General features: G+C 60.7%; 26 protein-coding genes and 1 tRNA gene. 12 read left to right on the top strand and 15 right to left on the bottom strand.

Annotated features, from left to right (window positions below):
- Window positions 1-9 precede the first annotated feature (9 nt).
- Window positions 10-792: an alpha/beta hydrolase gene (locus tag KF712_21805; protein MBX3743636.1), complete on the bottom strand. Its 783-nt coding sequence runs from the start codon at window positions 790-792 to the stop codon at window positions 10-12.
- Between the two features lie 198 nt (window positions 793-990).
- Between KF712_21805 and KF712_21800 the strand changes: the two genes are divergently transcribed.
- A complete protein-coding gene (locus KF712_21800) occupies window positions 991-1,536 on the top strand; it encodes a cysteine hydrolase (protein MBX3743635.1) in 546 nt (181 codons plus the stop codon).
- A 62-nt stretch (window positions 1,537-1,598) separates the two neighbouring features.
- Entirely contained in the window at window positions 1,599-3,308 is a 1,710-nt protein-coding gene (locus KF712_21795) for a 4-alpha-glucanotransferase (protein MBX3743634.1), read from the top strand.
- A gap of 137 nt (window positions 3,309-3,445) precedes the next feature.
- Here KF712_21795 and KF712_21790 read toward each other — a convergent pair whose 3' ends face one another.
- From KF712_21790 to KF712_21760, 7 genes are all read right to left on the bottom strand, one after another.
- On the bottom strand, window positions 3,446-5,275 hold the full coding sequence (locus tag KF712_21790) for a hypothetical protein (protein ID MBX3743633.1): 1,830 nt from the start codon (window positions 5,273-5,275) through the stop codon (window positions 3,446-3,448).
- Window positions 5,272-5,808 (bottom strand): hypothetical protein, encoded by a 537-nt coding sequence (locus tag KF712_21785; protein ID MBX3743632.1) that lies wholly within the window; start codon window positions 5,806-5,808, stop codon window positions 5,272-5,274. Before KF712_21785 ends, KF712_21790 begins: the two co-directional genes overlap by 4 nt.
- A gap of 29 nt (window positions 5,809-5,837) precedes the next feature.
- Complete coding sequence (locus KF712_21780) at window positions 5,838-6,140, bottom strand: hypothetical protein (protein MBX3743631.1); 303 nt, start codon at window positions 6,138-6,140, stop codon at window positions 5,838-5,840.
- The gene (locus tag KF712_21775; protein ID MBX3743630.1) at window positions 6,137-6,637 is read right to left on the bottom strand and encodes a DUF892 family protein; all 501 of its coding nucleotides are present in this window, start codon (window positions 6,635-6,637) and stop codon (window positions 6,137-6,139) included. The genes KF712_21780 and KF712_21775 overlap by 4 nt, the downstream gene beginning before the upstream one ends.
- A 12-nt stretch (window positions 6,638-6,649) precedes the next feature.
- Window positions 6,650-7,441, bottom strand: coding sequence for an SDR family oxidoreductase (locus tag KF712_21770; GenBank protein ID MBX3743629.1), 792 nt, complete (start codon window positions 7,439-7,441; stop codon window positions 6,650-6,652).
- Window positions 7,442-7,514: 73 nt separating this feature from the next.
- A complete protein-coding gene (locus KF712_21765; GenBank protein MBX3743628.1) occupies window positions 7,515-8,012 on the bottom strand; it encodes a ferritin-like domain-containing protein in 498 nt (165 codons plus the stop codon).
- 751 nt (window positions 8,013-8,763) lie between these two features.
- A complete protein-coding gene (locus KF712_21760) occupies window positions 8,764-9,492 on the bottom strand; it encodes a phosphatase PAP2 family protein (protein ID MBX3743627.1) in 729 nt (242 codons plus the stop codon).
- A gap of 115 nt (window positions 9,493-9,607) precedes the next feature.
- Between KF712_21760 and KF712_21755 the strand changes: the two genes are divergently transcribed.
- Window positions 9,608-10,129 (top strand): DUF892 family protein, encoded by a 522-nt coding sequence (locus KF712_21755; protein ID MBX3743626.1) that lies wholly within the window; start codon window positions 9,608-9,610, stop codon window positions 10,127-10,129.
- A 207-nt stretch (window positions 10,130-10,336) separates the two neighbouring features.
- Here the strand turns inward: KF712_21755 and KF712_21750 are convergent, their stop codons facing one another.
- Complete coding sequence (locus KF712_21750; protein MBX3743625.1) at window positions 10,337-10,669, bottom strand: DUF4235 domain-containing protein; 333 nt, start codon at window positions 10,667-10,669, stop codon at window positions 10,337-10,339.
- Window positions 10,670-10,685: 16 nt separating this feature from the next.
- Here KF712_21750 and KF712_21745 point away from each other — a divergent pair, with 16 nt between their 5' ends.
- The gene (locus tag KF712_21745) at window positions 10,686-11,027 is read left to right on the top strand and encodes a hypothetical protein (protein MBX3743624.1); all 342 of its coding nucleotides are present in this window, start codon (window positions 10,686-10,688) and stop codon (window positions 11,025-11,027) included.
- Window positions 11,028-11,068: 41 nt separating this feature from the next.
- On the top strand, window positions 11,069-11,977 hold the full coding sequence (locus KF712_21740; GenBank protein MBX3743623.1) for a YihY/virulence factor BrkB family protein: 909 nt from the start codon (window positions 11,069-11,071) through the stop codon (window positions 11,975-11,977).
- Between the two features lie 961 nt (window positions 11,978-12,938).
- Here the strand turns inward: KF712_21740 and KF712_21735 are convergent.
- Window positions 12,939-13,014, bottom strand: a tRNA-Lys gene (locus tag KF712_21735).
- A 68-nt stretch (window positions 13,015-13,082) separates the two neighbouring features.
- Window positions 13,083-13,763 (bottom strand): HAD-IIIA family hydrolase, encoded by a 681-nt coding sequence (locus KF712_21730; protein MBX3743622.1) that lies wholly within the window; start codon window positions 13,761-13,763, stop codon window positions 13,083-13,085.
- Between the two features lie 299 nt (window positions 13,764-14,062).
- Between KF712_21730 and nusA the strand changes: the two genes are divergently transcribed.
- The 4 genes from nusA (at window position 14,063) to KF712_21710 (ending at window position 18,429) form a co-directional block, all read left to right on the top strand.
- A complete protein-coding gene (gene nusA / locus KF712_21725; protein MBX3743621.1) occupies window positions 14,063-15,322 on the top strand; it encodes a transcription termination/antitermination protein NusA in 1,260 nt (419 codons plus the stop codon).
- Between the two features lie 51 nt (window positions 15,323-15,373).
- Complete coding sequence (infB, locus tag KF712_21720) at window positions 15,374-17,506, top strand: translation initiation factor IF-2 (GenBank protein MBX3743620.1); 2,133 nt, start codon at window positions 15,374-15,376, stop codon at window positions 17,504-17,506.
- Between the two features lie 109 nt (window positions 17,507-17,615).
- Complete coding sequence (gene rbfA / locus KF712_21715; GenBank protein ID MBX3743619.1) at window positions 17,616-17,975, top strand: 30S ribosome-binding factor RbfA; 360 nt, start codon at window positions 17,616-17,618, stop codon at window positions 17,973-17,975.
- Window positions 17,976-17,988: 13 nt separating this feature from the next.
- A complete protein-coding gene (locus tag KF712_21710; protein ID MBX3743618.1) occupies window positions 17,989-18,429 on the top strand; it encodes a GNAT family N-acetyltransferase in 441 nt (146 codons plus the stop codon).
- Window positions 18,430-18,447: 18 nt separating this feature from the next.
- On the opposite strand, the gene KF712_21705 is transcribed toward KF712_21710, so the two are convergent.
- Both KF712_21705 and KF712_21700 read right to left on the bottom strand, forming a co-directional pair.
- A complete protein-coding gene (locus KF712_21705) occupies window positions 18,448-18,822 on the bottom strand; it encodes a hypothetical protein (protein MBX3743617.1) in 375 nt (124 codons plus the stop codon).
- 65 nt (window positions 18,823-18,887) lie between these two features.
- A complete protein-coding gene (locus tag KF712_21700) occupies window positions 18,888-19,346 on the bottom strand; it encodes a hypothetical protein (GenBank protein MBX3743616.1) in 459 nt (152 codons plus the stop codon).
- Between the two features lie 81 nt (window positions 19,347-19,427).
- Between KF712_21700 and KF712_21695 the strand changes: the two genes are divergently transcribed.
- Entirely contained in the window at window positions 19,428-20,102 is a 675-nt protein-coding gene (locus KF712_21695) for a hypothetical protein (protein ID MBX3743615.1), read from the top strand.
- On the opposite strand, the gene cecR is transcribed toward KF712_21695, so the two are convergent.
- Window positions 20,096-20,812 carry a transcriptional regulator CecR gene (gene cecR, locus KF712_21690; GenBank protein MBX3743614.1) on the bottom strand — a complete coding sequence of 239 codons (717 nt, stop codon included), beginning with the start codon at window positions 20,810-20,812 and terminating at the stop codon, window positions 20,096-20,098. The genes KF712_21695 and cecR overlap by 7 nt on opposite strands.
- Window positions 20,813-20,864: 52 nt before the next feature.
- On the bottom strand, window positions 20,865-22,019 hold the full coding sequence (locus KF712_21685; GenBank protein MBX3743613.1) for an FtsW/RodA/SpoVE family cell cycle protein: 1,155 nt from the start codon (window positions 22,017-22,019) through the stop codon (window positions 20,865-20,867).
- A gap of 217 nt (window positions 22,020-22,236) precedes the next feature.
- Between KF712_21685 and KF712_21680 the strand changes: the two genes are divergently transcribed.
- Both KF712_21680 and KF712_21675 read left to right on the top strand, forming a co-directional pair.
- Complete coding sequence (locus KF712_21680) at window positions 22,237-24,906, top strand: hypothetical protein (GenBank protein MBX3743612.1); 2,670 nt, start codon at window positions 22,237-22,239, stop codon at window positions 24,904-24,906.
- Window positions 24,907-24,959: 53 nt separating this feature from the next.
- Window positions 24,960-26,693: a DEAD/DEAH box helicase family protein gene (locus tag KF712_21675; protein MBX3743611.1), complete on the top strand. Its 1,734-nt coding sequence runs from the start codon at window positions 24,960-24,962 to the stop codon at window positions 26,691-26,693.
- The last annotated feature ends 142 nt before the right edge of the window (window positions 26,694-26,835 follow it).

Raw genomic sequence — 26,835 nt, 5'->3', positions numbered from 1 at the left:
GTTGTTTGGTTAGGAGCGGAGGGCGGAAAGATGGCCCGCCAGCCAGTTTTCGATCTTCGCGGCGACTTCCTCCCAGCCGGGCGCGCCACAGATGAAGTGATCGCGGCCGGTGAATTCGGCATACTCATGGTGTGAGCGCTCATCCTCGTAGGCATGCGCGTTCCGCCGCACCAATGAGGCCGGAATGATCTCGTCCTTTTCCGCGCCAATCAGGAGAAGCGGCGCATGCGGTGCCTTGAGATCGATCTGACCTTCGTCGCCCATGATGTCCCGGAGCACTTGGCGGCTCTCATGGACCGCGTATGCTTCGAACGCGGCATTGCTTTCGGCTTCGGAAAGCGTGTTCGCGAAATTCTGATGGAACCCCTCCGGTGTCATCTCATAAGGATCGTCACCTGCGAACGGATTGGTGATGGAGGCGCTGTTGCGTAGGAATCCCCAATCAAAGGCCAGCATCCGGTTGGGGGCAACGGAACAGATCCCGATGGCAGCGGAGACCAGATTGTCAGCGAGAAGCTTTTGGGCGAGCAGTCCCCCGAGGGAATGACCGATGACAATGGGCGGTTCAGCCTCCTGCCGGAAAACATCGCCGTAGTATCCATGAAGGTCCTTAAGCGTCAGTTTCCCCAGCCCCGCCGGAGGATTTGCCCGCAGTTGGGCCGGCTCGGCGTCATGCAAGGGCCAGGCGATGGCTTCCACATCGTAGCCCGCCGATTGGAAATACCCCATCCAATCGGACCAGGATTTTACCGTGAGGAACATGCCGTGGATGAAAATGATTCTGGATTTCATGGGTGCCCCCTCCCTTGCTTCCGGCATGCCAGTTGGTGAAATGCTTGGGTGACAAACATTCCATCATCCCGCCGGCCATGCGCCGAATTGCGAATCAGTGGACTGGCACCGCATTTTGCATTTCAAGGATAACCCTGAGGATTCCTTGAGAGTGTCCGGCCTTGTGCGATGGTCTGCCAGCTCCGCCATAGCATGCCGATGACCTGGAAAAACACCGCACTGTTGCTCATCGATGTCATCAACGACATGGCATTTCCAGAAGCTTCCGCCCTTCTCCGGCAAGCCCTACCCGCTGCACACCGCATCGCCGCACTGCGGAAGAAGGTGGCTTCCAAGGGTGTGCCGGTCATTTATGTGAATGATAATTTCGGACATTGGCAGTGCGACTTCAACGCGCAGATCCAGCGATGCCTGGCGGAAGATTCGAAAGGCCGGGAGGTGGCGGCGCTTCTTCTTCCCGGGCCGGATGACTATTTCGTGCTGAAGCCCAAGCACTCGGGATTTTACTCCACTTCACTGGATGTCCTGCTTTCCCACCTCGCGGTTGACACTTTGATCCTCACGGGATTTGCCGCGGACATCTGTGTCCTCTACACGGCGAATGACGCCTACATGCGGGATTTCTCGCTGATAGTCCCTTCCGATTGCGTTGCCGCGGAGTCCGAAGCGAAACGGAAGCGTTCCCTCGAACACATGCAGGGCCTGCTGAAGGCCCGTGTCTGTTCTTCGGCGTCGATCCGTTGACACACCTCTTGGCATGGTCCCTGCGGAAGACGGACGGCAGGATTGCCCGACCACGACTCCCTATGAACACTTCCATATTCGACCGCCGGCGTGCCGGCCTGCTCGTCCCCGCTTATGCCCTCAGGCATCCTGATGATTTCGGCATCGGCGATACGCTTGCCGTGAAGAACGCGGTCGATTTCTGCGCGGACCATGGCTTCACCGTCCTCCAGCTTCTTCCGATCTTTGAAACCATCGGGGATCCCAGCCCCTACAGCCCGGTCAGTTCCCACGCACTCTCACCATCACTCCTATCCCTTGTTCCGGAAGCGGTGCCGGGTCTTGATCGTGAAACGGTGGATCACCTCTGCCCTCCGGTGTGGCGGGAAGAGCTACGGGCCGGCGACGTGAGTTATCATGTCGTCCAGCCGCTGAAGAACGAAATTCTCGTTGCCGCCTACCGGCGATTCATCAGGGAGGGTGATGGCGATCTGCGCCGTTCTTTCGCAGTCTTCAAAGAAGCGGAGGCCGCCTGGCTTTCACCCTACACCTTGTATCGCATTCTGGTCGGAAGGTATCACGGGGATACGCGGTGGAAGGACTGGCGGCCGGAACACCGGACATACCCGACAGCGCTTCACTGGCTGCAGATGCAACCGGATCACGAAAGCCTGTCAACGCGCCGGGATGAGTTCGCATTCATCCAATGGGTGGCCGACCGCCAATGGAGGTCGGTGAAAGACCACTGCGACGCCAAGGGAGTCCGCCTTGTGGGGGATCTGCCGTTTGGCATGGCTCCTGACAGTTGCGATGTATGGGCGGAACCCACGCTCTTCGATACGGAGTGGAGCATGGGCACGCGCCCGCTCGCTCATTTCGACACCAGCAAGGACGCGGAGCGCTGGGGACAGAATTGGGGCTTTCCTCCTTACCGCTGGGAAAACCATCGTTCATCCTCCTTCCAGTGGTTCGAAGACCGCTTCCGATGGATGAGGCGTTTCTTCCATGGATGCCGAATCGATCATCTGAGGGGTTACTTCAGGGCCTACATGTTCCCCTGGGCTGGCGGGGAGCGCCACGTGGAATTCTCGGCGCTGGACGAGATCCAGGCTGCCGAGAGGACGGGAGGGCTTCTGCCCCGGTTCGTCCCGGGTCCGGACGACGATGAAATCACCGCCGGGATGAACGACCTCCAGGGCAATGAACTGATTTCACGGATGGTGGACGCTTCGGGCGACATGGACCTGGTCGCTGAGATCATGGGGGAGATGCCCGCATACATGGCCCGCACGCTGGAAGACCGGAAACTGGCCAACCTCGCCTTCCCGCAGTTGCTGGTCGATCCCGGCGGCAAGGTCATCATCCCCCCCGACCGGTTCAGGGAACTCTCCCTGGTCAGCTACGCCAACCACGACAACGCTCCACTCGCCCAACTTTATCCGCAGCTCGCCAAACACGCGGGGGGCGATGCGGACAATCCGGATGCTCTCGAACTCCAGAGACTGCTTTCCTTCATCGGCTGGGAGGGAAGCGCTCCCGCCGACCTCAATGATGAATTGCTCGCCAAATTCCATTCGGGATTGTTCCAAACCTCTTCGCGGCTGGCGGTGCTGATGTGTTCCGACCTGCTGGGTATCCCCTTGCGGTTCAATCTTCCAGGAAGCTATGGCGAGGGCGCATGGTCGCACCGTCTGCCTTGGAGCCTCGATGACCTGGCGAACGACCCTCTCTACGGAAAACGGATCGCGGTTGCCAGGACTCTCATCGATCAACATGGCCGCGGTGCCCGCTGATCAAGATCCTCTTCCAAGCTGGCCTCCGGATGGGGGCCGGAGCCGGAAATGCCCCTATGATCGCTGGAATGCGATCACCGGCCAGTCAGCGGCATCATCGCTGGGGGCTGTCATCTCCACACCCCAACCCCTCTTCTTCAAGCTTCCCATCGGTCACGCCATTTCACGCAACCCTCCGGGTTCACAAGACGGCGTCGCGCGGTGCGGATCTCGCGTTCCGGCGGACGATCACCCTGTGCGCGGAAGATCACGAATTTGTAGGCGATGGCCTTGCTGACTGATTCGTTCAACGGCAGTTCGGCGAACCACGTGTTGGCATTCACGCATTCCATGTAGTAGGCCTTTTCCAGATTCCACCCTCCAAGTTCCGGACAGTCTCCGATGATCGCAAGCTGGTCCCCCGGCTCTGTCGGTGCATTGTTCAACTGGATCACCGCTACCGTCGTGGCGCTGACATCCTCCCCCCGGCGGACAAGCACCACGCATTGCCAAGGACGGAGATCGATCACGATTCTGTCGTCTTTCACCTCGACCGGATTCCCCGTCAGGATGCATTCGTGATCCCCGTCGGGAAATTCGACATTCTCGATCGTCAGCGTGCGTTGCGGACCCTTGTTGAGCATGACCAGACATCGCGAATCGCGGTACCTTCTCACGAAGACATAGGTCTCTTCATCCACCCACTTCGGCCACTGTCCACCCCACTGGACCGCCCGGTTGCGCGATCTTTCGCCCGCGAGAATCCCGATAAGACGCGTTGCTTCCGTTTCCCCCCACTTTTCCATCATCGGACGATTGTAGGGATCATCACCGCCCGCCGTGTCGTTGTGGAGGTATTGCTCACAACCATAATACAGGCAAGGAATGCCCCGGGTCGTGAGGAGCAGCACGAGTGCGAGGTTCATCCCTTCATCGCCCACTCCGAGCGATTGGAGCCGGGGCATGTCGTGGTTTTCGAAAAACGTCACCAGTTCGGTTGCTTCATGGTATTTCCCGTCAAGATCGAAGATCCTCTGGAGCGCATGGAAGCCCGAAGGGTCCTGACCACTGAGACACTCCCGGATTGCCATGCAAAGGCCGAAATCGAGGATGCTCATCCCTGAACGGTTCGCGAAATCCACCGAAGCATCGTTCTCCGGATGGCTGTAGATCCACTCGCCGAATCGGAACAGGTTGCGGTTGGCGGTCGCCACGTCCGCCGTGAATTCCTGCCAGAACCAGATCGGCATGTGCTTCACCGTATCAATCCGGAGCGCGTCCACCCCTTTTCCGATCCACTGGCGGATGGCATCCTTGATGTAGTTGCGGTAAAGTATGTTGTTCTCGTTGAACGTGGCGAGGCCGGCAAGTTCCCCGTTCTGCACCTGCCATTCATCGGTCCAGTCCAGCGTCGGTCCGTAATGATGGTACCAATGATCCGTGTCGTTGTCGAAATCCGCCACCAATTCACCATCATCGTACAATTTACCCTTGCCGTCCTCCGTGTCCGGCGAGCTGTGGTTGCAGACGATATCCAGTACGTACTTCATGTCCTGCCCGTGCAGTTCCGCCAGAAGACGGTCAAAGGTGGTGTCGTCACGGGTGAAGAGACGCTTTTCGGACGGATCGTTCATCCAACGCGGGTTGATCCGCTTGAAATCGCTCGTCCAATACCCATGGATCGGAGCGTGCGGCTCCCCACCCCGGGTCATGGAACGGATCTGCTCGAATAACGGGGTCGTCCAAACCGCGGAGATCCCGAAGGAACGCAAGTAAGGGATACGGTCGATCAGCCCCTGGAGATCACCGCCCCAATACTTGCGCCAGTCCTGGTGGGAACCGTCATACATTTCATCCTCCTTCTCCCGCGCCTTTTCAGGAGTCCCACATTCGAAGCGATCCAGCACCAGGAAGTACATCGTGTCCGACCGGAACTCCACGTCGGATCCCGCCAAGGTCTCCAACTCCAGTTTTTCAGAGGGACTCATGGTCGTGGATGCGTTGCTCCAGCCCTCACACCGTCCCTTTCCGCTACCCGTTCCCCGGAGACCATGCTGGCCTTCCCCGCCCTCACGCGCCACTCCTCGACCTCATCCCGCTGGCGGATCGCCTCCAACTCCAGATCCTGGAAGTTGAGATCCTTCCACTCCGGGAACCATGGCTGGATCTCGCGCATGATGATCCACAGCAGCCGCTTGCCCTGAATTCCGAGCGCGAGCATCTCCAGCGCCTCGAACATTCCCAGCTTGCCCGGCTCCACTTTCTCCCACATCAGTTTCAGGCCCCCCACCCGCGCCGCGATGCCACCCGCCGCCTTCATCAAGGCGCTGGGCTCCTCCTCGATCCTTTTCAGCAATGCTCCGAGCGTGGAGCGATCCTCCTCGATCTTTCCTTTCAGCTCCGTGAAGAACCGGCGGGCATCCGGATCGTCATGATTCCGTGCGATTTCCCCGACCAGCAGCAGCGCCCCGGAAGAGCCGGCGAAGTGGTCATTCACGTAGCGTGTCAGTTCCTTGTCCATGGATGTTGATTTGATAACCAGCCGCGAAATCAGCCTGTTTCAGAGTTCGGAGCCGTCACTTCCTTGCTTTCCGGAGAACCTTCCTGCCGGAAGAAAATACTGAGCATCACATAGGCCCCCATCTGGAGGAACTCACTTTCCCAACTCTCCCCCGTGGCCTGCCGGAAATGTCCCGACCGCAGGTAGGCGGGAAAATCGACGGGCGGTTGTTGGTGGAGCGCCGCATCCTCGTTATGGACTTTCCAGCCACTTGACGCCTGGCCCGCTGAGAACACCAAAAACAGCATCCCAAGCACGAGTGACAGACCGTTGTTTCTGAAGAACCTGTTCATGACGGGCCGGATGCGGTTTGGAAAACGGGAGGCTGCAGGGCGAGCAGATCCTCAGCAGCACGTTGGGCGGCCTGTTGCATGCCGAGGAGGACCCCGGCATCCCCGGCGAGACCCAACTGCCCGGCGAGACGCGAGGTGATTTCGCAAGCGGCATCCCCATATGCGAAGACCCTCAGGACATGGGCGATGATCATGAGGTCCCGGGTGCCAGGGTCCGCCACCGAAGCAATATGCGCATTCCCACCTTCGATGAGTCCGGCGATTGCCTTGCACTTGTCGCTCCCCGGCTCCCTGTCATGACGACGGAAGAGATCCATGATTTCCTCATGATGGAGCACCACACCCTGCGAGTAGTCCCCAAGCAGTGCCCGCAGCCCATCATCCGTGGTGGCCGCCACCAAAGCCGGCAAATGGCCGCTGAGCTGGGATGTCATGCTGCGCAGGTCCTTCATCTGATCGAAGAACAGGTCTGTAGGGGAATGGATGAAAGCAGCCATGGGAAGAATGGGTCAGCCTTGGAGGAGCGACTGGACTCCATCGACATAGATCTCCGTTCCTGAAATATGATCCGATGCTCCGGACAGGAGAAACCAGATCGCCCGGGCAACCTGATCCGCAGTGCCGGGAGCTCCGCCGGTAAGGGGTACATCCCCATATGGGAACTCAACTGACAGATGCAGGCCATCCAGATCCCGCCGCTCCGTGGAGTCGTCGATGTTTGTTTCAATCGCCCCGGGGCAGACCGTATTGAACCGGATCCGATCCTTGGCGCACTCCAGAGCCAACATCCGGGAAAATGCGACCTGCGCGGCCTTCGAACATGCATAAGCCGTAGCTCCGGAATTGCTGAAGATGCGCGTTCCGTTGATGGAGGCAACCACCACCACGGATCCTCCGCCGCCTTTTCTCAGGAGGGGTAAAGTCTCCCGGACCGTAAGGAATGTCCCTCCCAAATTGATGGCGAGTGTCTTGTTCCACTCCTCCAGTCCGATCTCCGCGAGTGGGGCCCACACTCCGTTGATGCCGGCATTGGCAACCACACCACTCAAGCATCCCCATCGCTCACCGATCATTCCGGCGGCGCGGCGCATATCCTCCTCCACCGAAATATCCGCCGTGATGAGAAGGTGATCTCCTCCACCTCCGCGGATCGAATCGAATACGTTCGTGAGCTCATTTTCCGTCCGCCCGAGCAAGGCGACATCGGCCCCTTCCTTGGCCAGCAATTCCACGGCGGCTCTTCCGATGCCGGAACCGGCCCCGGTCACGAGGATTCGGGATCCATTGAGTGAATGTTCCATGAGAGGATTATTCTGATGTGAACACCGCGGGCGGGGCAGGAATCGGGCATCCCCACCCCAGCTCACGAATCCATCAAGCTTCGACAGGTGCGGAGGCCATGATCTTTTCAGCCGCCTTGGTCAGCTTCTTGTCCGTCGCGCCTTCCTCATCTTCCGTCGTCTTGAGCAATTTCGCCACCTCCTTGTTTCCGATCACTTCGGCGAGGGCGCGGGCCGATCCATAGCCGGAGATCTCATAGTGTTCCACCTTCTGGGCGGCCGCGATGAGAGAGAGATCCTTGATGTGTTCCTCCGCCTCCTCCTTGATGGACTCCTCCCCTTCCTCCACCAGTCCTTTCATCGCTTTGCAGCTCACTCCACGCGGGCTGGCACCCAGCAACCCGGCGACCTGTTCAAGACGGGTGACATGGACTTTGGTTTCTTCCAGGTGGTCTTCGAATCCCTTTTTGAGATCCGGGTCGGTCGCGGCTTTCGCCATTTTCGGCAGCGCTTTCACGAGCTGGGTTTCCGCGCTGTAGAGATCCTTCACGTTGTGGATGAGAAGCTCTCCGAGGGTATTCAATTTGGACATCGTGTTGGTGGTTGGTTGATTGTTGGTGGATCGAATCCGGGAGAGGCCATCGCAATCCAGATGCCAACGGCGCGAATCCATGAATCACCGGGCTTCCGCCCGCCATCGTTGTTCAAACAGAACTAAAAATGCGGAGCGAGGAACGGGTGGTCCTTTTCATTGCAATCCGCGGATCGCAAATCGCAATCATCATTCGCATCCACCCTCAATGATGGACAGGTGAGCAGAGTGCCATATCCTGGGATTGGTCTGAACGTGGTTCGTTCAAGCGTGTATGGGAACTGACTCAACCGGCACCCGTGGGCGACAGTCCTCATGGAAGTTCATTGTCCTCTGTATCCGGGTTCTTCCAGATCGTCGAGCGACGACAGCCCGCGCAATCTCCCCTTTTTCACAAAAGTGTCGACCCCAACGTCACCGCCACCACGAAATCAAACGCATTGAGCTTCGCCATTGTTCTCTTGCCCGAGATCCGGATGAACAGAACCAGGGCCAGATAGGAAACAACCGTGCAAACCCCCACGTGGAGCAGCGCCGGCCATTCCTTTTATAAACAAATCCCGCATCCCATCTGATAAACGGAACTCAGGAACTATCAACCAAACATGCTTCCTGCCCACAGCCGCCAACCTGCCACCCGCAATGGTGGACTCTTGGTGCCCTTGGGATCCCGCCAATCCTGGTGCTCAGCCCGGGCGTCCTCTCCCAATGTGGCCCCTTCCCCCATCAGATTGATGGCCAACCGATCAGATCAACAGAACGGCCGCGAGAGAATCCTCACAATAGCATACAGGAGGTGGCAGGCCACCTTCTGGGACAATTTTCCGATCACAACTCCGGCGAATAGATCCAACGGCCAGTGATGCCCCTTCGCCAGCCGGCTGGCTGTCATGATGACCGCCAGCGGCCGCAAATACTTCGACATTCCGGGATAGAATGAGATGGCCGCCTCACTTGCCGCGACGGTGCAGGCCGTGTGACCAGACGGAAACGATTGTTCCTCCTTTCTGGGAGATCCTCCGGTTTCAAACCGGTATTCTTCCTGCTCGACCGAATGGTTAGGACGGCTGCGGGTCACATTGTTCTTCACCGTGCTCTTGATCAGATCGGCTGTTGCAACCGCCGCCAATACAGCAAGGCCTCCGGCGAAACATCTGCTGTCCTTTCGGAAAACCCCTGCCACCAGAACGGAGGTCCCGATGAGGTAGAGAGGACCTTGGTCCCCTATCTCCCCAAAGTGGCCCAAGGTTTTCAGAACCGGATGATGCCGCCGCTGGGCCACCGCAGCACCAGCGGCCACATCCGCCCCCTCCACACCGTCAGCCGGGCGGAGCACAGGTTCTCCCCGGCTACCTTGACTTGCTTCCATCAGAAAATTTCGCCCGTTTGGGAACATCGGCAAGTTGGTTGTGAAACCAATGCGGATGTCCCGCCGGGAGTGAACCACGATAGCCGGCAAGGGCATCAATGACGGGTGCATCGGCGGACTGCAGGGAGCGATGCCCCAAGTTCATCCCCGCTCCAATCCCCCCGGGAAGCAAAGCGGACCCCACCGGAATGAGATGGCACATGATTTGCGAATGCCCTTTTCACCCATGAAGGCCGAATCCGCGCTTAGTCTCCTGACCGAATTGCTCACCGATCTCCGGCAGGTTCAGATACAACTTGTCCACTGGCTTCCCACTTTCGCTGCCAGGGTGAATCATCCGGGCCTCCGCCATCTCATCGGGAAGCATGGAGCCGAATCTTCCGCACATCTGGTCCGCCTTGATGGTTTGTTCTCTCTCCACGACGCCATTCCGGAGGAGGGAATCTCCAAAGCATTCAAACTGATCATTGATGGATCGGACAACGAATTTCCTGGGAACGCCGATCCTGATCAATCCGATCTTATTTCGTTGATCCAGATGCTGCGGATCGAACAGTTCGAGATCACCTATTACGAAATCGTGGCGCGAGTCGCCGAACAACTGGGCTTTTCGGACGACACCGTGATGCTTCAGGAATTCTTGGCCGAACGCGATTCGGCGGCATCCATTCTGCGCGATCTGCAATCGGAGATGCTCAAAAACGCCTTTCCCACCCAGATTCCGCCAGAGCCGCTTTTCCCTGATTAACCTGATTCAGCCGGTCCGCAGTTCCAAGGCAACGGTTTCGTGCAGAATTCATCAACTTCCGAAGGAAGAGATGCAAATTGGCGGTTGTGGCCCTGCCCCGGCAGCCGCACCCTGGGGTTGACCGTATCCCGAGGGAAATGCCTGGTGTGGGGCCATGTCGCCACACCCGGCTTGTTTGCTGCGAATGATGGATTCCACTGGCGAGCCTCATTTCTCCGCCGGAAGGCCTCTTTCCGCCAACACCTTGCGCGATGCCATCCGGGCCACGCCTCCGATCGCGCCAGCGATTGCGGTCCATAGGATCGCCTGGGACCAAGAGACAGTTCTTGTAGCGGGGTTGCGTGGTGGACTCTCTCCCGTCCACGCAAGATAACCCCGGCCGGCCGCTTTCCGCGCGAGAAGGTCCGCGAGTGCCGGCACGGCCAGGGCTATTCCTGCGAGAAGAAGATGCTTCGGGGCCAGTGACCTCATGGTAACACAAGCATAGCACATTTTGACCTCAACGCAGCAGAACGCCACCGTTGAAAACGGGAAAATCATGGTGCACGGTTGCGCCATGAATCCCGATTCCCAAGAACTCCGTTCAAGGGCCATCGAGACGACGATGGCCCAATTTGACTTCGCCAAGGTGATCGCAGCGGCGGTCGCGGCAGGATGGAACATCAACACCCGCCCTCATCAGGAAGGAGGCGTTCCGGCACCCGACGAATTGAAGCGGATCGCCCGCGAACTGTTGGAAAGAGCGTGGGACGATGAAGATGCCCAGAACTGCGAATACTGTCATGGAGGCCTTCGTGCCGCCCGGACCGATGGCTGTCTCTCCCTCCAGTTTGTCGTTGAGGAGTCCTATTTTGTTTCCGCCCTGGATGCGGTTTCCCCGAGCGGCCCCGGTGGATGAATCGATCTGGAAACCGGAACTCTCCTGTTATATTCTAACGGATGCAATTCCATTGGACAACGCTCAAGCAGACTGTCACCGAATTCTTTGAAGACGACGCTCTCCGGCTCAGCGCGGCTCTGGCCTATTACTCGGTGTTTTCCCTGGCACCTCTGTTGGTTATCTGTGTTGCCGTCGCGGGCTTTTTCTTCGGAGAGGAAGCAGTCCGGGGGCAACTCGACGACCAACTGCGAAGCAGCCTGGGAGCCAGTGGTGCTTATGCGGTCCAGGACATGGTGGCCAACGCCCGGAAACCCGAGACCAATGTCTGGGTTTCACTGGGCGGGATCGTGATGCTGGTTGTTGGAGCGGGTGGACTGTTCGGTCAGCTCCAGGACGCCCTCAACACGGTTTGGGGCGTGAAGCGGAAAGCGGGCCGCGGAATCGCCGGGCTTGCAAAGGACCGGTTCCTTTCTTTCACCATGGTTCTCGGAACCGGGTTCCTGCTGCTCACTTCCATGATCCTCAGCGCGATTCTTCAATCCATGAGCGAATGGGCGGGTAACATCGCCAGCCTGCCTCCCCAGCTCTGGGCGGCTGCAAGCTCGGTTGTTTCCTTAGGAGTGATCGTGATTCTGTTCGCCGCCATTTTCAAAGTTCTTCCCGACGCCCGCGTCCGCTGGCGACACGTGTGGGTCGGGGCGATCTTCACCGCAGTGCTGTTCGCCGCAGGCAAGGCGGGCATTGGATGGTATCTGGGACGTGAGGCCACCGCGTCCACCTACGGCGCCGCCGGCTCCCTGGCGCTTGTCCTCCTATGGGTCTATTACTCATCGATCATTTTGTTGTTCGGGGCCGAATTCACCCAGGTCTGGGCAAACAGCCAAGGTGAAGAGATAGAACCCGATGAGGACGCGGAATTCACCGCTCGAGAAGTCCTCCCAGCTAACCGCGGGGAGTCCACTTTTTGATGATATTCACAAACACGGGTAACGCCCTCTTTCTTCCGCGAAGCGCAAGCTGCATGGTACAGGCGTTCCAAAAGTCCCGGATGGCTTCGCTAGTCTGCGCATCGCCAGTCGAATCGCCCAATTCTCCGGATGCGGATCTGTCCCCGCTGAGGGCAATCTGGAGAAGTATCATTCTGTGGCAACCCAGAGGCAGCCATTGCAACTCGTAGCCTTGGCCCTCTTTAAAGGTGTAGCCTGAAATCCATTGCACGCGACTGAGCTGATCGATAACGAATTCGGCGTTTTCGTCACGGCAAACGGATGGAAGCATGAGAAATGAAAGCCCCCAACTCCGGGCAATGTCGATGCCAATTCCCCGAGGCTAATGTTTCATCCAACCGCATCGCATGTTCGTTGAGTCAGTCCGAGACACGTGTCATGAGCCGTCAGGCAGTTCGTTCACGGATGAAAGGATAAGCCGCCGGGATTCTTGATGCCGTCCTGGATCACATCGTCAGCCGGCGAATCGCTTCGTTGGTTCCAGCGGCTCAACGGATCTGGGACCCGAAATCCGGGTCGTCCAGCGTCGTGCCTGATCCCCCCGGTGCATCGTGAACTAGGCTGACCGAGCCCGAAAAGTGCTGTCGCGTTCGATTTCAAGCAGTTTCGCTCGATGCTACGGGAGTTTGGGTATTAGCTCAAATTGCATTGGCTGAAGCAGCGGCTGGAAGAAGCTGAATTCTCCTGATTCCATGAACCGTAATGACGTGCTGTGGACAAATCTGTCCAGGACCGAAAAGATCGCATTCGGTTCCTTTTTTGGAACGATCCTCAATGGATTGCGCTAGGTGGAAAAAACACTGTTAGACGCTACTGAATGGTTGCACCTGGTTACCACGGGCTCATGAAATGCTGCTAATCAGCATCTTTCGATACTCACAAACTGCAAAGGCTCAGTCACTTTCGCGACTGAGCCTTCATTTGGTACAAGGGCTGGGATTCGAACCCAGGACCAATTGGTTAAAAGCCAACTGCTCTACCGACTGAGCTACCCTTGCGTTATGTGTTTCCCGGCGGGCGGGGCGGGAGAAATAGGGACCACCCCGGGAGTGCGCAAGCTCATTTCTCAAAAAAGTTCGCCGACCATTCCGGCGAAGCCGCGGAGGTCGGTGGTGGGTCGGTCGAGGATGAAGGCCCGCACTCCGGCTGCTGCGGCGGCACCTCCGTCCGCATCAGGACTGTCACCGACCAGGATGGTGTGCGACGAGGGAACGGAGAAGTGGTTCATGGCCGTTTGCAGGAGGACGGGCGATGGCTTGCGGGCGGAGACATCGGCGGAGGTGAGGACGAGATCGAAGGAGCCGGCCAGGCCAAGCTCGTCCAGCACCCGGTGGAGCCGCCGGTCGAAGTTGGAGACGACCGCCATTTTGAAGCCCTGCTTCCTGAAATCCGCGAGCACCTCCACCACCTCCGGAAACACGGCCCATGCGCTGCCCGCGGCGTAGTGGTCAAAAAGGGCGGCGAAGCATTCGCCGAAGCCCGGCGCGCGGCGGTCGATCCCGGCGGTCTCCGCGGTGACGGCCACGACTTCCCGCCACCAGTCGCGCTCCGCGTCATCGCCCGGGCCGCGGCCGAAGCGTGGTTCCCCGATGCCGGAGAAGGCTTTCCGGAACCCAGCTTTCAGGGTCTCCTCCTCCACCTCCCAGCCGAACCGGGAGAAATGGCGGCGATACACGGCGGCGACCGGCTCGGCAGGCTCGATGAGCGTTCCGGCGGCATCAAAAAGGAGGAGTTCCGTCCGTGGCATGGAAGAGGGATGCGTTGGGAGAGGGTCGTCCGCAAGCCGGAGTGTGCGGCGGGCGGAGAAGAGGAAGACTGCTGCGGGACGCAGCAGCCACGGGTGATGATGCCGGCCTGGGGACCGGCGCCCCCAGCGGGGTGATTCCAACGGTAGGCCCTTGACGGAGCCGGACTTTCGGCTTGCAAGCTGGATTTGCCCATATTAGAAGGGTGGCCGCACAACTTCTGACGCAAGTAGGAGTGGGTCTCGCACCCACTCTTTTGCGTCTCTACACATCATCCGCGTCGATCCAGACCCAGCAAGCCATGACCAACGACATCGTCGCCCTCATCGAATATTACGAAAAGGAAAAAGGCATCGACCGCGCCAAGGTTGTCGCCGCGCTCGAGTTCGCTTTCATTTCCGCCTACCGGAAGATGGTCCCCGGAGCGGAAGCCATTGAGACGCTGCGGGCGGATGTGGACACGAAGAAGGGCGAGACGAAGATTTTCGCATCCCTCAATGTCGTAGCCGACGGGGAAGCCGCCGACAAGTTCAACGACGTCCCTCTGGCCGTCGCCCAGAAGCGCAACGCGGGCGCACAGCCAGGTGACGTGATGGAGTTCAACGTCACGCCGAAGGACTTCGGCCGCATCGCCGTGCAGACCGCGAAGCAGACGATGATGCAGCGCCTCCGCCAGGCGGAGAAAGAGATGATCTACGAGGAGTTCAAGGACCGCGCGGGCGACATCGTCTCCGGCACCGTCCGCCGCTTCGAGCGCAACGACGTGATGGTGGACCTGGGCAAGTTCGAGGGCATCATGCCGAACCGCGAGCGGGTGCAGGGCGAGGACTACAACATCGGCGACCGCATCCGTGCCTACGTGCTGGCCGTTGAGAATGAGGGCCGCGGCCCGGAGATCATCCTTTCCCGCAGCCACCCGAACTTCGTCCGCCGCCTGTTCGAGGCGGAGGTGAATGAAATTTCCGACCGCACCGTGGAGATCCGCGGCATCGCCCGCGAGGCAGGTTTCCGCACGAAGGTGGCGGTCTGGAGCAACGACCCGAAGGTGGATCCCGTCGGTGCCTGCGTCGGCATGCGCGGCGCGCGCGTGAAGAACATCGTCCGTGAGCTGAACAACGAGAAGGTGGACATCATCCGCTGGTCGGAGGATCCGAAGGAATTCGTGCGCGAGGCGCTGAAGCCCGCCGAACTCCGGTCCATCACCGTGGACGCGGACGCGAAGATCGTCCACGTGACCGTCGATGAGGCGGACCTCAGCAAGGCCATCGGCCGCAAGGGGCAGAACGCCCGCCTTTCCTCCCGCCTGATGGGCTGGGACGTCCAGGTCCGCCGCGACGAGTCGAAGGAAGAGCAGTTCAAAGAAAAAATCGGTGGCGCTGCCCACACTCTGGGTGAACAGCTCGGCATCACCGATGAACTGGCCGAGAAGCTCACCTTCGCCGGTGGCTTCAATCCTGAACTGATCGTGGACATGCCCGCCGACTACATCGCGGGTGCGCTCCAGATTTCCGATGATGAGGCGGAAGCAATCCTCGTCCGTGCCCGCGCCCTCGTTGGCTGATGAATTTCCCCGCTGAACAGATTACCGACTCCACTCGTATAGAACCGCCGGATGCCCCAAAATAGCGACAGCACCCCTGAGAAACCAAAGGTCCTCGATCTCCTCGACGGCACCAAGAAACCTTCGCGCCGCGAAAGGCAGCGCAAGGAGGCGGAACCGCCGCCACCTCAGGTGAGCAAGGTGGAGGCCGCGAAGAAGAACGCGCTCGATCTTTTCGCGGACGACAAGAAGCCCAAGGTCAAGAAGGCCGCAAAGGCCGGAAAGTCGGTCCTGCCAACCATCTCCAAGTTGCTGGAAGAGGAAGCGCCCGCTCCAGCGCCTGAACCCGTCGCAGCGGCTCCTGAACCGGTCGCCGCTCCTGCCGTGGAAGCAGCGGTTGCCACGGAACCGGCATCGGACGATCCCAAGCTCATCATCATCAAGCCACCGATCATGGTTCCGGAACTGGCCGCCCGCCTGGGGCTGAAGCCGTTCCAGATCATGGCGGACCTGATCAAGCTCGGCGTCTTCATCGCGCCGACCCAGCCACTGGAACCCGAAATCGCCGCGAAGGTCTGCGAAGCCCACGGCTTCCACTTCGAGCGTGAGAAGCGGGACAAGGACAAGGGCTTCCACAAGGTGGAGGAAGTCATCAAGGAGCCGGAAGCACCGGTTTCCCAGCCGGAGGAGCTGCTCAAGACCCGCCCGCCGATCATCACGATCATGGGCCACGTTGACCACGGGAAGACCTCCCTGCTCGATTACCTGCGGAAGACCCGCATCGTCGCGGGGGAAGCCGGCGGCATCACCCAGCACATCGGTGCCTATCAGGTGGAGCACAACGGCCAGTTGCTGACCTTCCTGGACACGCCGGGCCACGCCATTTTCTCCGACATGCGCGCCCGCGGCGCGGACATCACGGACATCGTGATCATCGTGGTGGCCGCCAATGATGGCATCATGCCGCAGACGGTGGAGGCCATCAAACACGCGAAGAAGGCGAACAAGACCATCATCGTCGCGATCAACAAGATCGACCTTCCTTCCGCCAACGTGGAGCGCGTGAAAACGCAGCTCGCTGAGAACGGCCTGCAGACCACGGACTACGGTGGCGACACCGAATTCGCCGAGGTTTCCGCCCTCACCGGCAAAGGCATGGACGACCTGCTGGACCTCATGATCCTCCAGTCCGAAGTTCTGGAGCTCAAGGCGAACCCGAAATCGATCGCCCGCGCTGGCGTCATCGAGGCCCGAGTCGTGCCCGGCCGTGGCACCACCGCCACCGTCATCGTGGAGTCCGGCACGCTCAAGGTCGGCACCCCTTTCATCTGCGGTCCATACTCCGGCAAGGTGCGCTCGCTGATCAATGACCGCGGTCAGGCGATCAAGGCCGCGCCTCCGGGCACGCCGGTCGAGGTCATCGGCTTCGAGGAACTGCCGAACGTCGGCGACCACATTTCCGAGATGAAGAACGAGCGGGAGGCGAAATCCCTCGCCACCGAGCGTCAGGAAGTGCAGCGGCTCGCCCGCCTGAAGCCCCAACACCGCAACCGCATGGAGGATCTCTACTCCATGGTCCGGGATGGCGGCGGCAAGGCCCAGCTCAAGATCATCCTCAAGTGCGACGTCCAAGGCTCCGTCGAAGCCATCCGGAAAGCCATCCTCACCATCGAATCGAAGAAGGTGGAGTGTACTTTCATCACCGCCGCCGCAGGCCCCATCACCGAGTCCGACGTTGCCTATGCGGAGTCCGCGGAAGCGGTCATCCTGGGCTTCAACGTGAAGGTGGAGGCCAAGGCCGTGAAAGCGGCGAAGGCCGCCGGTGTTGAGATCAAGCTCTACTCGATCGTCTACGAACTCATCGACCAGGTCCGCGAGGCCATGCTCGGTCTGCTGGAGCCGCTCAGCCGCGAAACCGTCATCGGCCACGCCGAAGTCCGCCAGGTCTTCAAGGTCGGCCGCAACCGCGCCGCCGGTTCCTACGTCACCGACGGACGGATCCACCGCAAGGCGCACGCCCGGGTCATCCGTGGCGGGGTCCCCGTCTTCGACGGCCGCATGTCCACCCTCCGCCGGTTCCAGGACGAGGTCGAGGAGGTTAAGAACGGCTACGAGTGCGGTATCCGCCTCGGCGAGTTCAACGAGTACCAGGAAGGCGACGTCATCGAGTGCTACAAGCTCGAGAAGATCCCGCAAACGCTGTAACAGTTGATAGTGAATGGTCGATGGTTGATGGTGGAAGAGATCCACCACGCTCCATCGGCCCGTCGTCGTCAGACTATCAACGATCAACTCCCAACTTCAGACTTCTTCCATGTCCCGCCGCCTTGACCGAGTCAACGAACTGCTCCGCCGTGAGATCGGCTCCATCCTGCAGAAGGATTACGAGTGGAACGGCAAGCTCGTGACCGTCGCCGAGGTGGAGGTCACGCAGGATCTGAAGGAAGCGAAGGTCTGGATCAGCGTTCTGGGCGGTTCCTCACAGCCCGTGATGGAGAAGCTCAACAAGCAGCACGGCGACATCCAGAAGAAGGTCATGAAACGGGTGGTGCTCAAGACCACGCCCGTGCTGTCCTTCCGCCATGATGCATCCGCCATCCGCGGTGTTGAGATCGTCAACCTCCTCGAGGAGGTGGACAAGCTGCCGAAGGCCCCGGAAGAGGATCCTCCCTGAACCTTACCCTGCCATGGCCCGGTTCCGCCTGGAAAAGCCCGCGGCCACCGACAAGACCGCGCTGTTCTCAATCCACGAGCTTCTGTTCAAGGAACAGATCACTCAGGTCTGGGGCTGGGATGATGCGTGGCAACGCGCCAACTTCGATGAGGAATGGGAGCGTGTCGAAACGCTCGCGATCCATGACGCAACCGGCCTCGCAGGCTACCTGCAGACGGAACGGCATCCGGACCATATCTACGTCCTGAACCTGGCATTGCTACCGGGGTCCCAGGGATGCGGGATCGGCGGTGAGGTAATGGGGATTCTCAAGGACGAAGCGCGGAAACTCGGAACCAGCCTCCGCCTGAGCGTGTTTCTCACCAATGAACGCGCCCTCGCTTTCTATCTCCGCCACGGATTCCGGGTGGAGGAATCCACCGCCACCAGCCGGAAACTGGTATGGCCGGCATGAACGGGCAGAAAAGCCACCTTATCTCACCTTGAGATCCGCCAGCCGCCGGTTCGCTTCCGCGAGCTGCCTGTCGATCTCCAGCCGCTGCGGATGTCTGTCCCCGTAGCCACCGTCGATCAGGCGGATCCGCTCGCCCTCCAGCTCGGATTGGTTCCGCTTCAGGAGCTTCCGGTATCCCTCGTTCCTCACCTGTGGGGCACGCTTCTCGATCATCCGGATGCCGGACTCGATCCGCCGGATGGTGGGGTGTTTTTCACTCAATCCTCCCGCCCTTCGCAGACCCAGTTCCAATTCCAGCTTCACCAGCCTGACTTGGTCCGCCGTCGGATCATCCGCCGCGGATGGCAGTTGCGACAACAGCAGCAGGCATGGCACGAGGGAAAGCGCTTTCATGGGATGGTCCGGTTGGTCGTTCCTCCATTTCCTATCGCTTTTGCTTTGCCATGCAAAGTAAAATCTCATCCCGTTGACCGCTCCCTGGCTTCCTCCTCCAGATCCGCCTCCGCGTATCCCACCGTGAGACATTGCAGCAGATAGGCCCGCATGAACGCCTGGATGCCACCCAGCCGTTCGTATTGGGCGACATGGACCAGCTCATGCCTCAGGGAGGCCTCTTGTCCCGGCAGCAGATAGATCCCCCTCCCCAGCGCCATCCCGCCCGGAGCGAAAACCGGCATGCCGCACCTTGCCGCCAGATCCACCAGAAAGGAGGGCACCGGCAAGGGTATGTGCTCCATCCGCAATACGCGGATCCGCTCCGGATGCGGGATTCCCAGGAATCTGGCGAACTCAGAACTCCGTGCGTCCAGCGCGGTACCATCCCTCAGAATCCTCCGCTGCTGGTCCTCCGCCCAACGGGTGACCGACGGAGCCAGTCCGTCCACCAGGGTCATCGCCAGTGCATGCGGGAGTTTCAAGCCAGCCCAACATCGCCGGTCCCCGGAAAATGAAAACAACCAATCATCGCCGTCCGCCCCTTTCCATGATATGTCAGGCTGATGAAACGCCTCGCCAACGATGTCTGGATCAAGGGCTATCCGCTGTCTGTCCTGGGCACCCACCACGGGAGGAACGTCACCGTCATCCGCCTCTCCAGCGGAAAGCTGGTCATCCACTCGATGGCTCCGTTCCCCGCTCCGGACTTGGAAGGCATCCGGTCGCTGGGGGAACCGGGCTGGCTGGTGGAGTCCATGCTCCTCCACGACACCTACGCGGGCGAGGGCCGCCGTCTCTTCCCGGACGTGCCCTTTCTGGGACCTCCCGGTTTCAGTGGGATCGTCGGCTTTCCGGTTGAGCCGCTTTATCCGGGTCCGCTGGAATGGGAGGGAGAGATCGAGGTCGTGCCCATCCGCGGCGCGCCGAAACTGGAGGAGCACGCGATGATCCACATTCCGTCACGCACGCTCATCCTGGCGGACCTCATCTTCAATTTCCCCGCGGAGGAAAAGGGTTGGGACCGCTTCTTCCACCGCCACATCGCCGGGTTCAGGCGCTACCCCGGCATGAGCCGGATCTTCCGCCTGTTCATCAAGGACAAGGCCGCCTTCCGCGCCTCCATCGATGAACTGCTGGCAAAGGACTTCGACCGCATCATCGTCGGCCACGGCAATGTCATCGAAACGGATGGCAAGGCACTGCTGGTCCGCGGCCTGCGCGATGCCGGGGTCTATTGAGACGGACCCGCCCCGCCACAGGATGCACCGCCTTTCCCGCACAGCCCGCCGCAGATGAAATCGACGTGCTCGTCGATCACCCGCGCGATCAGATCCGAATGTTCCTTCTCCAACTTGGGAACCCCCAGACGGCGCAGGATGGTGCTGCGGGCAACGGTGAATCCCAGCACCTGGCCGAACAGGGCATGCGCACGGATGATCGCCTGATGGGACTCCGGATCTTCTCCGGAGGCGGCGGACAGGGTGCGTGAGAAGAACTCATGCAACGGCTCCATGCCTCCGGAATACAACCGCCCGAACGCGGCGGTGGGGGACGCCTGCTCCCGGATCATCACGTTCCGCAGCTTCCCGATTTCATTCCTTTCCAGATGCTCGGTCAGAAAGGCCCTCAGCATCCTTTTCAGAAGCTCCGCCCCTTGTGCCGCGGTCATTCCACCGCCTTCGAACAGCCGCTTCGCTTCCTGCGTCAATCCTCCGAACGTGCGGTTCAGATAAGCGATGATCCCCTCGATGACCTCGCCGTAGAGGCTCTCCTTATTGCCGAAATAATAGGCGATGGCAGCCACATTCTGTCCTGCGGCTTCCGCGATTTCCCGCACGGAGGCTCCATCATACCCCTTCTCTCCAATCTTCTCCAGAGCCGCAAGCAACAGCCGGTGCTTGGCTTGCTCCCCCTTCGTCGGAGCCGCGGCGAACAGTTCAGCATTCATGAGCCAAACTCCGGCGACTCCATCCGGAAGTCAAACAACCGTGTAACTTTTCTCATCCGGCGGCGGAGGAACCGCGTTCATGACGGTGGATCCAGACACTCTGGACCAAACCGAGCAGGAACATGCAGATGACCGCGAATGTCCCGGAATAGCTGACCAGCGGGAGAGGAATACCCGTGATGGGCATAAGGAGGACGCACATACCGATGCTCTCGAACACGTGGGCGAAAAAGAGCGCGACCACCAGCGAGGCCAGCAGCCGCCCGGCCACATCCCGGCTGTAGAAGGCGATGAAAAGCCCTTGGATGAGCAGCAACGCGAACGCGGTGATGAGCAGGAGACTGCCACGGAACCCGAGTTCCTCCGCGATCACCGCGAAGATGTAGTCGTTGTGCGCGGTGTCCCGCGGAATGAAGCCTTTCTCATGGAGGGAGGTCGGAGCCGTGGAGTTCCAGCCGACGCCTTTCCAGCCCGCCTTGCCAACGGCCATGGAAACATTGTGCGGGGCGTAAGCCGGGCCGAGCAGGTCCACCTCCTCTTCGTTCAACATCCGCAGCCAGACGTCGATCCGTTCCGGCCCCCGTTCGGAAACCAAGGGCAGCGCGACAAAGTAGAGCAACGGCAGCAAACCAACGCCGATCAGCGCCATGAACGACATGTACCGGAAAGGCGCACCCCCGATGAGGAGTGCGACGATCGAGACCGGAATCCAGACCAGGGCCGACCCCATGTCGCCCATTTTCATCACGATGAAGAAAGGAATGGCCGCCAGCACCCCGATGAGGCCGATGCGGACGAACGGAGCCGCGAACCACCGATGGACCTTCGGCAGGTCCTGGACCAGCCAGGCGATGAGCACGATCCCGGAGGAAATCCCCAACTGGGCGGGCTGGAAGCTGAATCCGCCGATGACCAGCCGGTGGACGTTGTCATCCTGCTGCATGGCCATGAGCATCAGGGTGATGCTGACAACGTAGAACGGAATCCCCAGCCAGCGGATCCATTTGTAGTCGATGAGGGCCGCGCCGAAGTAGACGACACTGCCGGCGAGGATCCACCATTTCTGCATGGTGGCGTAGTAGGCTCCCGGAGATCCGTATTTCGTCAGGATGTCGTGGCTGACCGAGAGGTGGCGGGCCGCGCTTTCGATCATGAACACGCCGAAGATGAGGAGCCCGTACATCACCAGCACGAGCACCCAGTTCATCCCCAGCAGTTTCCTCAAAAACGGAGTCATGAAGGCGTGAGCGCGACCATACCCCGCCCGTTTCCCATGGCAAGAAACGCCTGTGGATTCCCGCCAATTCGCTTCCCTGTCTGAGGATGGATGGTTCCGGGAACTTGCAAGGCGGCGGCGGAACGGCTAAACGCGGACTCCATCTACGGCGGTGGCATTTCCCCTCCCGCCTGGAAAAACCCATCCCATGAACCCGCGATGCCTCATCATGGCGGCTGCCTGTACCCTCGGCGGCCTCCAGCATACCCACGCCAAGCTCTTTGCGTATGACGGATTCGACTACCGGCAGGTGACGGAAGGCCAGACGCTGGTCGGGGTGATTCCGGCCCTCCGGAGCGCGGGCAGCCTGGGGGTCGGCTCGGCCATCACGGGAGCCAACGCGGCCGGTCAGGGAGGAACGTCAAACATCTACCAGTCCACCGGCCTGACATTCGGAAGCCTCCAGGTGCGGGGTGGGCGTGGCCGTTACAAGAACACGGCGGGCGCAGCCTCCTTCATGGGCTACCGGTACATCGGCTCCACGCTGCCCGTCGGGTCCACCTTCTACACCAGCCACCTGGTGAGACTGGAAATGGACAAGACGGTGAACTCGGTCATCACCTTGCGGATGAATGCCTCCAGCACGAGCGGTGCCGCGGACTCCTTCTTCGTCACGCTTGCCGATTCCGGGCATGCCAGCTCCCTGACTGCGACCCAATACGGCAGATCGACCGTGACACCGACGACCATCGGGTCCGGGTCCCTCAGTGTGGGTCCCACCTACCTCGTCATCGGAAAGTTCACCAACGTCGGCGGCACCGGGACCCGCACGGCGACCACCTATGTGCTGAACGAGGCCCAGTTCGAAAACCATGCCGACGGGGGCTTCGGCGAAGCCGAATGGGACGCGGTCACCACCTTCGGCACGGAGGCGGGCCAGCTCATCGGCCGGGCCACCCAGACCTACAGCGGGGCGACTACCTACAACCTGGCCAACGGCGGAGGCATCCAGTTCGGCATCGGCAATGCCGGCTCACCCGGACAGGATGTGTCGTTCGACGAGATGCGCTGCGCGACCACCCTGGCGGAGGTGACACCCACCGGCCCCCTGCCACCGGAGCCGGATCCCGTCACGGTTTCCCTCACCGTGCTTGATCCCGTGGCCACCGAGCCCACGGCCGCGGCACCGCTCACCGGCCGGTTCCGGATCAACCGGCTGGATGCTTCCACCCACCAGGTCACCATCCCGCTGGAGATCACAGGCACCGCCAGGAACGGCAGGGATTTCCACATCCCGCCGTACGTGACCCTGCCCTCGGACATCAACACGGTGGTCATCGAGGTGAAACCGGCGGCGGACCGGGAGGTGGAGCCGGATGAAACGGTGACCCTCACCCTGTTGCCGGGGACCACCCATATCCTGGGGGCGGAAACCACCGGCACCGTCACCATCCGTGACGGTCCACCCGGAACCCGCAGCCAGCTCATCGAGAACCTTTCCGCAGGGATTCCCCAGAAGCTCATCGTCTATGGCACCAGTTTGACCGAAAACGGTGCATGGCCCGGCCAGGTGAAGACCGGACTGGACGCGGCCTACCCAGGGCTGCTCACCCTCATCAACAGTGGTGGCAGCAGCCAGAATTCCCTCTGGGGAAAGAACAACCTGACCAGCAGGGTAATCAACCAGCTCGATGAGGAACTTCCCGGCACGGTGATGATCGAGTTCGCGGTCAACGACGCGGTGACCCGGCCGAGCTACCACAGCCTCATCACGCTGGCAGACGCGCGCGACAACCTCGCCGGGATGCTCGACCGCATCAGGAAAGAGCGCCCCTATGCGGAAGTGATCCTGCAGGTGATGAATCCGGTCATCAACACGACCACAGGTCCTGACGGAGCAACGGTCCGGCCGAACCTCGCGCTGTGCCAGCAATACTACCGGGATGCCGGGAAGGAACGCGGCCTGATGGTGATCGACCACATGCCGGCATGGCAGGCGGTGCTGGATCAAGGTTCGTCCTCGTTCGAAACCTACGCATCCGATGGACTCCACCCCAACAGCAACGGCTACCAGCTTTTCGTCACACCGGTCATCCTGCGGGCGCTGGGGTCCATCAACCAGCTCACGTCCGGTGCGGTCATGTTGCGCGCGGACAACCAGCGTGCGGCGGAACCGAAGGGAGGAACCGCGGCCCGGCCATCCCGGATCACGCTCACCCGCGGCGGCTCCACCGCATCCGCACTGACGGTCAACCTCACGTTGGGCGGCAGCGCGGCGAATGGCGCGGACTATGGCAGCATCCCGGCCACGGTGGTGATCCCGGCGGGGTCGGATTCCGTTGCCCTCGATCTCATCCCCACCGCCGACGCACTGCCGGAGGGAGAAGAGACTTTCACCATCGGCATCGCCACAGGTCCGGGATACACGACCACCACGCCGAACAAGGCGTCGCTGCTGATCGAGGATCTGCCTTTCGATCATTGGCGGAAAAACCGGTTCACCTCCTCCGAGCTGATTGATCCCCTCATCTCCGGCGACAACGCCGATCCCGACCATGACGGGATCGTCAACCTGCTGGAGTTCCTGACCGGCCACGCCCCCAAGTCCCCGGACCAAGGTGGAGCGGCCATCCGGGGGACAGAACTCATTTCGGGCCAGACCTATCTCACCCTCACCTACGACCATGTCACGGGCAACGGCCTGACCGGCATGGTTCAGACGTCGGTTGATCTGAGCACGTGGCGCGACGGCGCGGGATTCGTGGAGGAAACGGAGTTGAGCGACACGGGCCTGATCCGGAAAATGAAAGCGCGTTCGCTGATCCCCATCGGCAACGACAAGGAGTTCATCCGGCTCAAGGCAGTGAGAGAACCTTGAGCGGATCCTTGTGGCCCACCCACCGGACATGATACCCGTGCGGGAGAACACCCATGATCGACTGGATCCTCCACCGCCCTCCCCACACCACCCACCCGTCCGAGATGCGGGTGGCGGAAAAGCTGAAGGGACTCGCCGGTTCCCCCCACTCCTGGACGGTCATCTGGGGCTACTACTACCAGGACTCCGGCGGAACGCAGCGGGAGGGGGATTTCCTGATTCTGGGACCTGCGGGCGGGCTGTTGGTGCTGGAGGTGAAAAGCACCCTGCCGCGCCACTTTCCGGATACCGGCCATTGGGAAGGAACCGGGGGAGGAGATCCCATCGCCCAGTTGAACGCGGAATGGAAAGGTGTGATCCAGGGCATCAGCGCGAAAGGGAGTCCTCCTTTCGTCGCAAAGGCCCTCTGCATCCCCGGCATCGATGCCGCCGCCGATGTGGACCATGTCCAGGGTGTGCCCAGGCACTGGCTGGTGACGGGCAACGACCTGGGAAACTGGCTGGACACCTGGCTGAGGATCTTCGGCAACCGCGTGCGGAATCCCGTCAACCCACTGCAACGCCGCGCCATCCTGGAGGCATTCGGCCGTGGATCCCTGCCGGAGGAAAAGCGTGCCTTCATCGACCATACGGAGCAGCTTTTCGAGCGGCAGTTCACCTCCCACTTCGCCCTGCTGGAGCAGCTCTCGGACAACCGCCAGCTCCTCATCCAGGGCGGCACCGGCACGGGCAAAACATGGCACGCGCTGGAGTTCGCCTTCCGCCAGGCGGACCATGACGGAGGCAGGCGGGTGCTTTTCCTGACCTACAACAAGGCGCTCACCTCGCGGTTGCGCAAGGTGGTGGCCCTCCGCCAGCTCGAACGGGGGGAAGTGGTCATTTACGGATGGGAGGAGCTTTTCCTGGAACTCTGCTCGCTCGCCGGGACACCGGCCGCCACGCCGCATCCGCGCAGCCGCATGGAGACATTCCGGAAATTCTATGAAACGGACCTGCCCCGCCAGGTGCTGGAGATCTCACGGCAACCGGAGATGAGGAAGGCATGGCTACTCTTCGACGCCCTGGTGGTGGACGAAGGGCAGGACCATGACACCGCATGGCATCCGGAGATCGACAGCCTGCCCGGAGAAAGCGGCGGCTGGTGGCATATCTACCAGTCCCTCCTCAAGGAGGGGAAAAACGCCCGCGCCGGCATCTTCTACGACACCGCCCAGCGTCCGCCGTTCCGCGCCGCGGAACGCTTCGATCCCTCTTCACTGGCAGCGGCATGGTCACAGCCCGCCCACGTGCGGCTGCAACCGGCCGTGCGCTACACCCGTCCGATCTGGCAGTTCCTCAAGGACCACCCCAGCAACGCGACCATGGGAATGATCGGGGCGCTGGGGAATGGAGACCATTTGCCGGAAGGCCCGGACGTGGAAGTCCACACCCTGTCCGACGAAAGTGACGCCTGCGACCTGGTCGAGTCGATCCTCACCCGCTGGGAGAAGTCCGGCTTCTGTAGACCATCGGACGTCCTGATCCTCCATGCGCAATCCGACATCACCCGCAGCCCGCTGGGCGACCGCCGGGTGCTGGGGACGCACAACCTCCGGGAATGCACGGAAGAGGAGGAGGCCCCCAACACCATCCGCCATACCTCCATCCACAAGGCCAAGGGCCTCGATTCGAAGGCGGTCATCGTCATCGGTTTGCCCGCCCATGCGGACCTGGAGAGTGACTATGACCACTTCTCCTGGTTCATGGCGGTCAGCCGCGCCCGGCAGTTGCTGGCGGTGGTGGTGTAAGGAGGGAGTAAGGAGGGTGGACACTCTTGTCCACCGGCGGCATTGGCGAATAAAAAAGGGAGCGGATTGCTCCGCTCCCTTTGGTAAATGGCTTCCTGTTGCAGCTGGAGGACATGAATGGAAGCGCAGCGGACATAGCGGC

The organism is Akkermansiaceae bacterium (assembly GCA_019634595.1).
Classification (GTDB): domain Bacteria; phylum Verrucomicrobiota; class Verrucomicrobiia; order Verrucomicrobiales; family Akkermansiaceae; genus Luteolibacter.
This window is presented reverse-complemented; position numbering and strand designations above follow the sequence as displayed.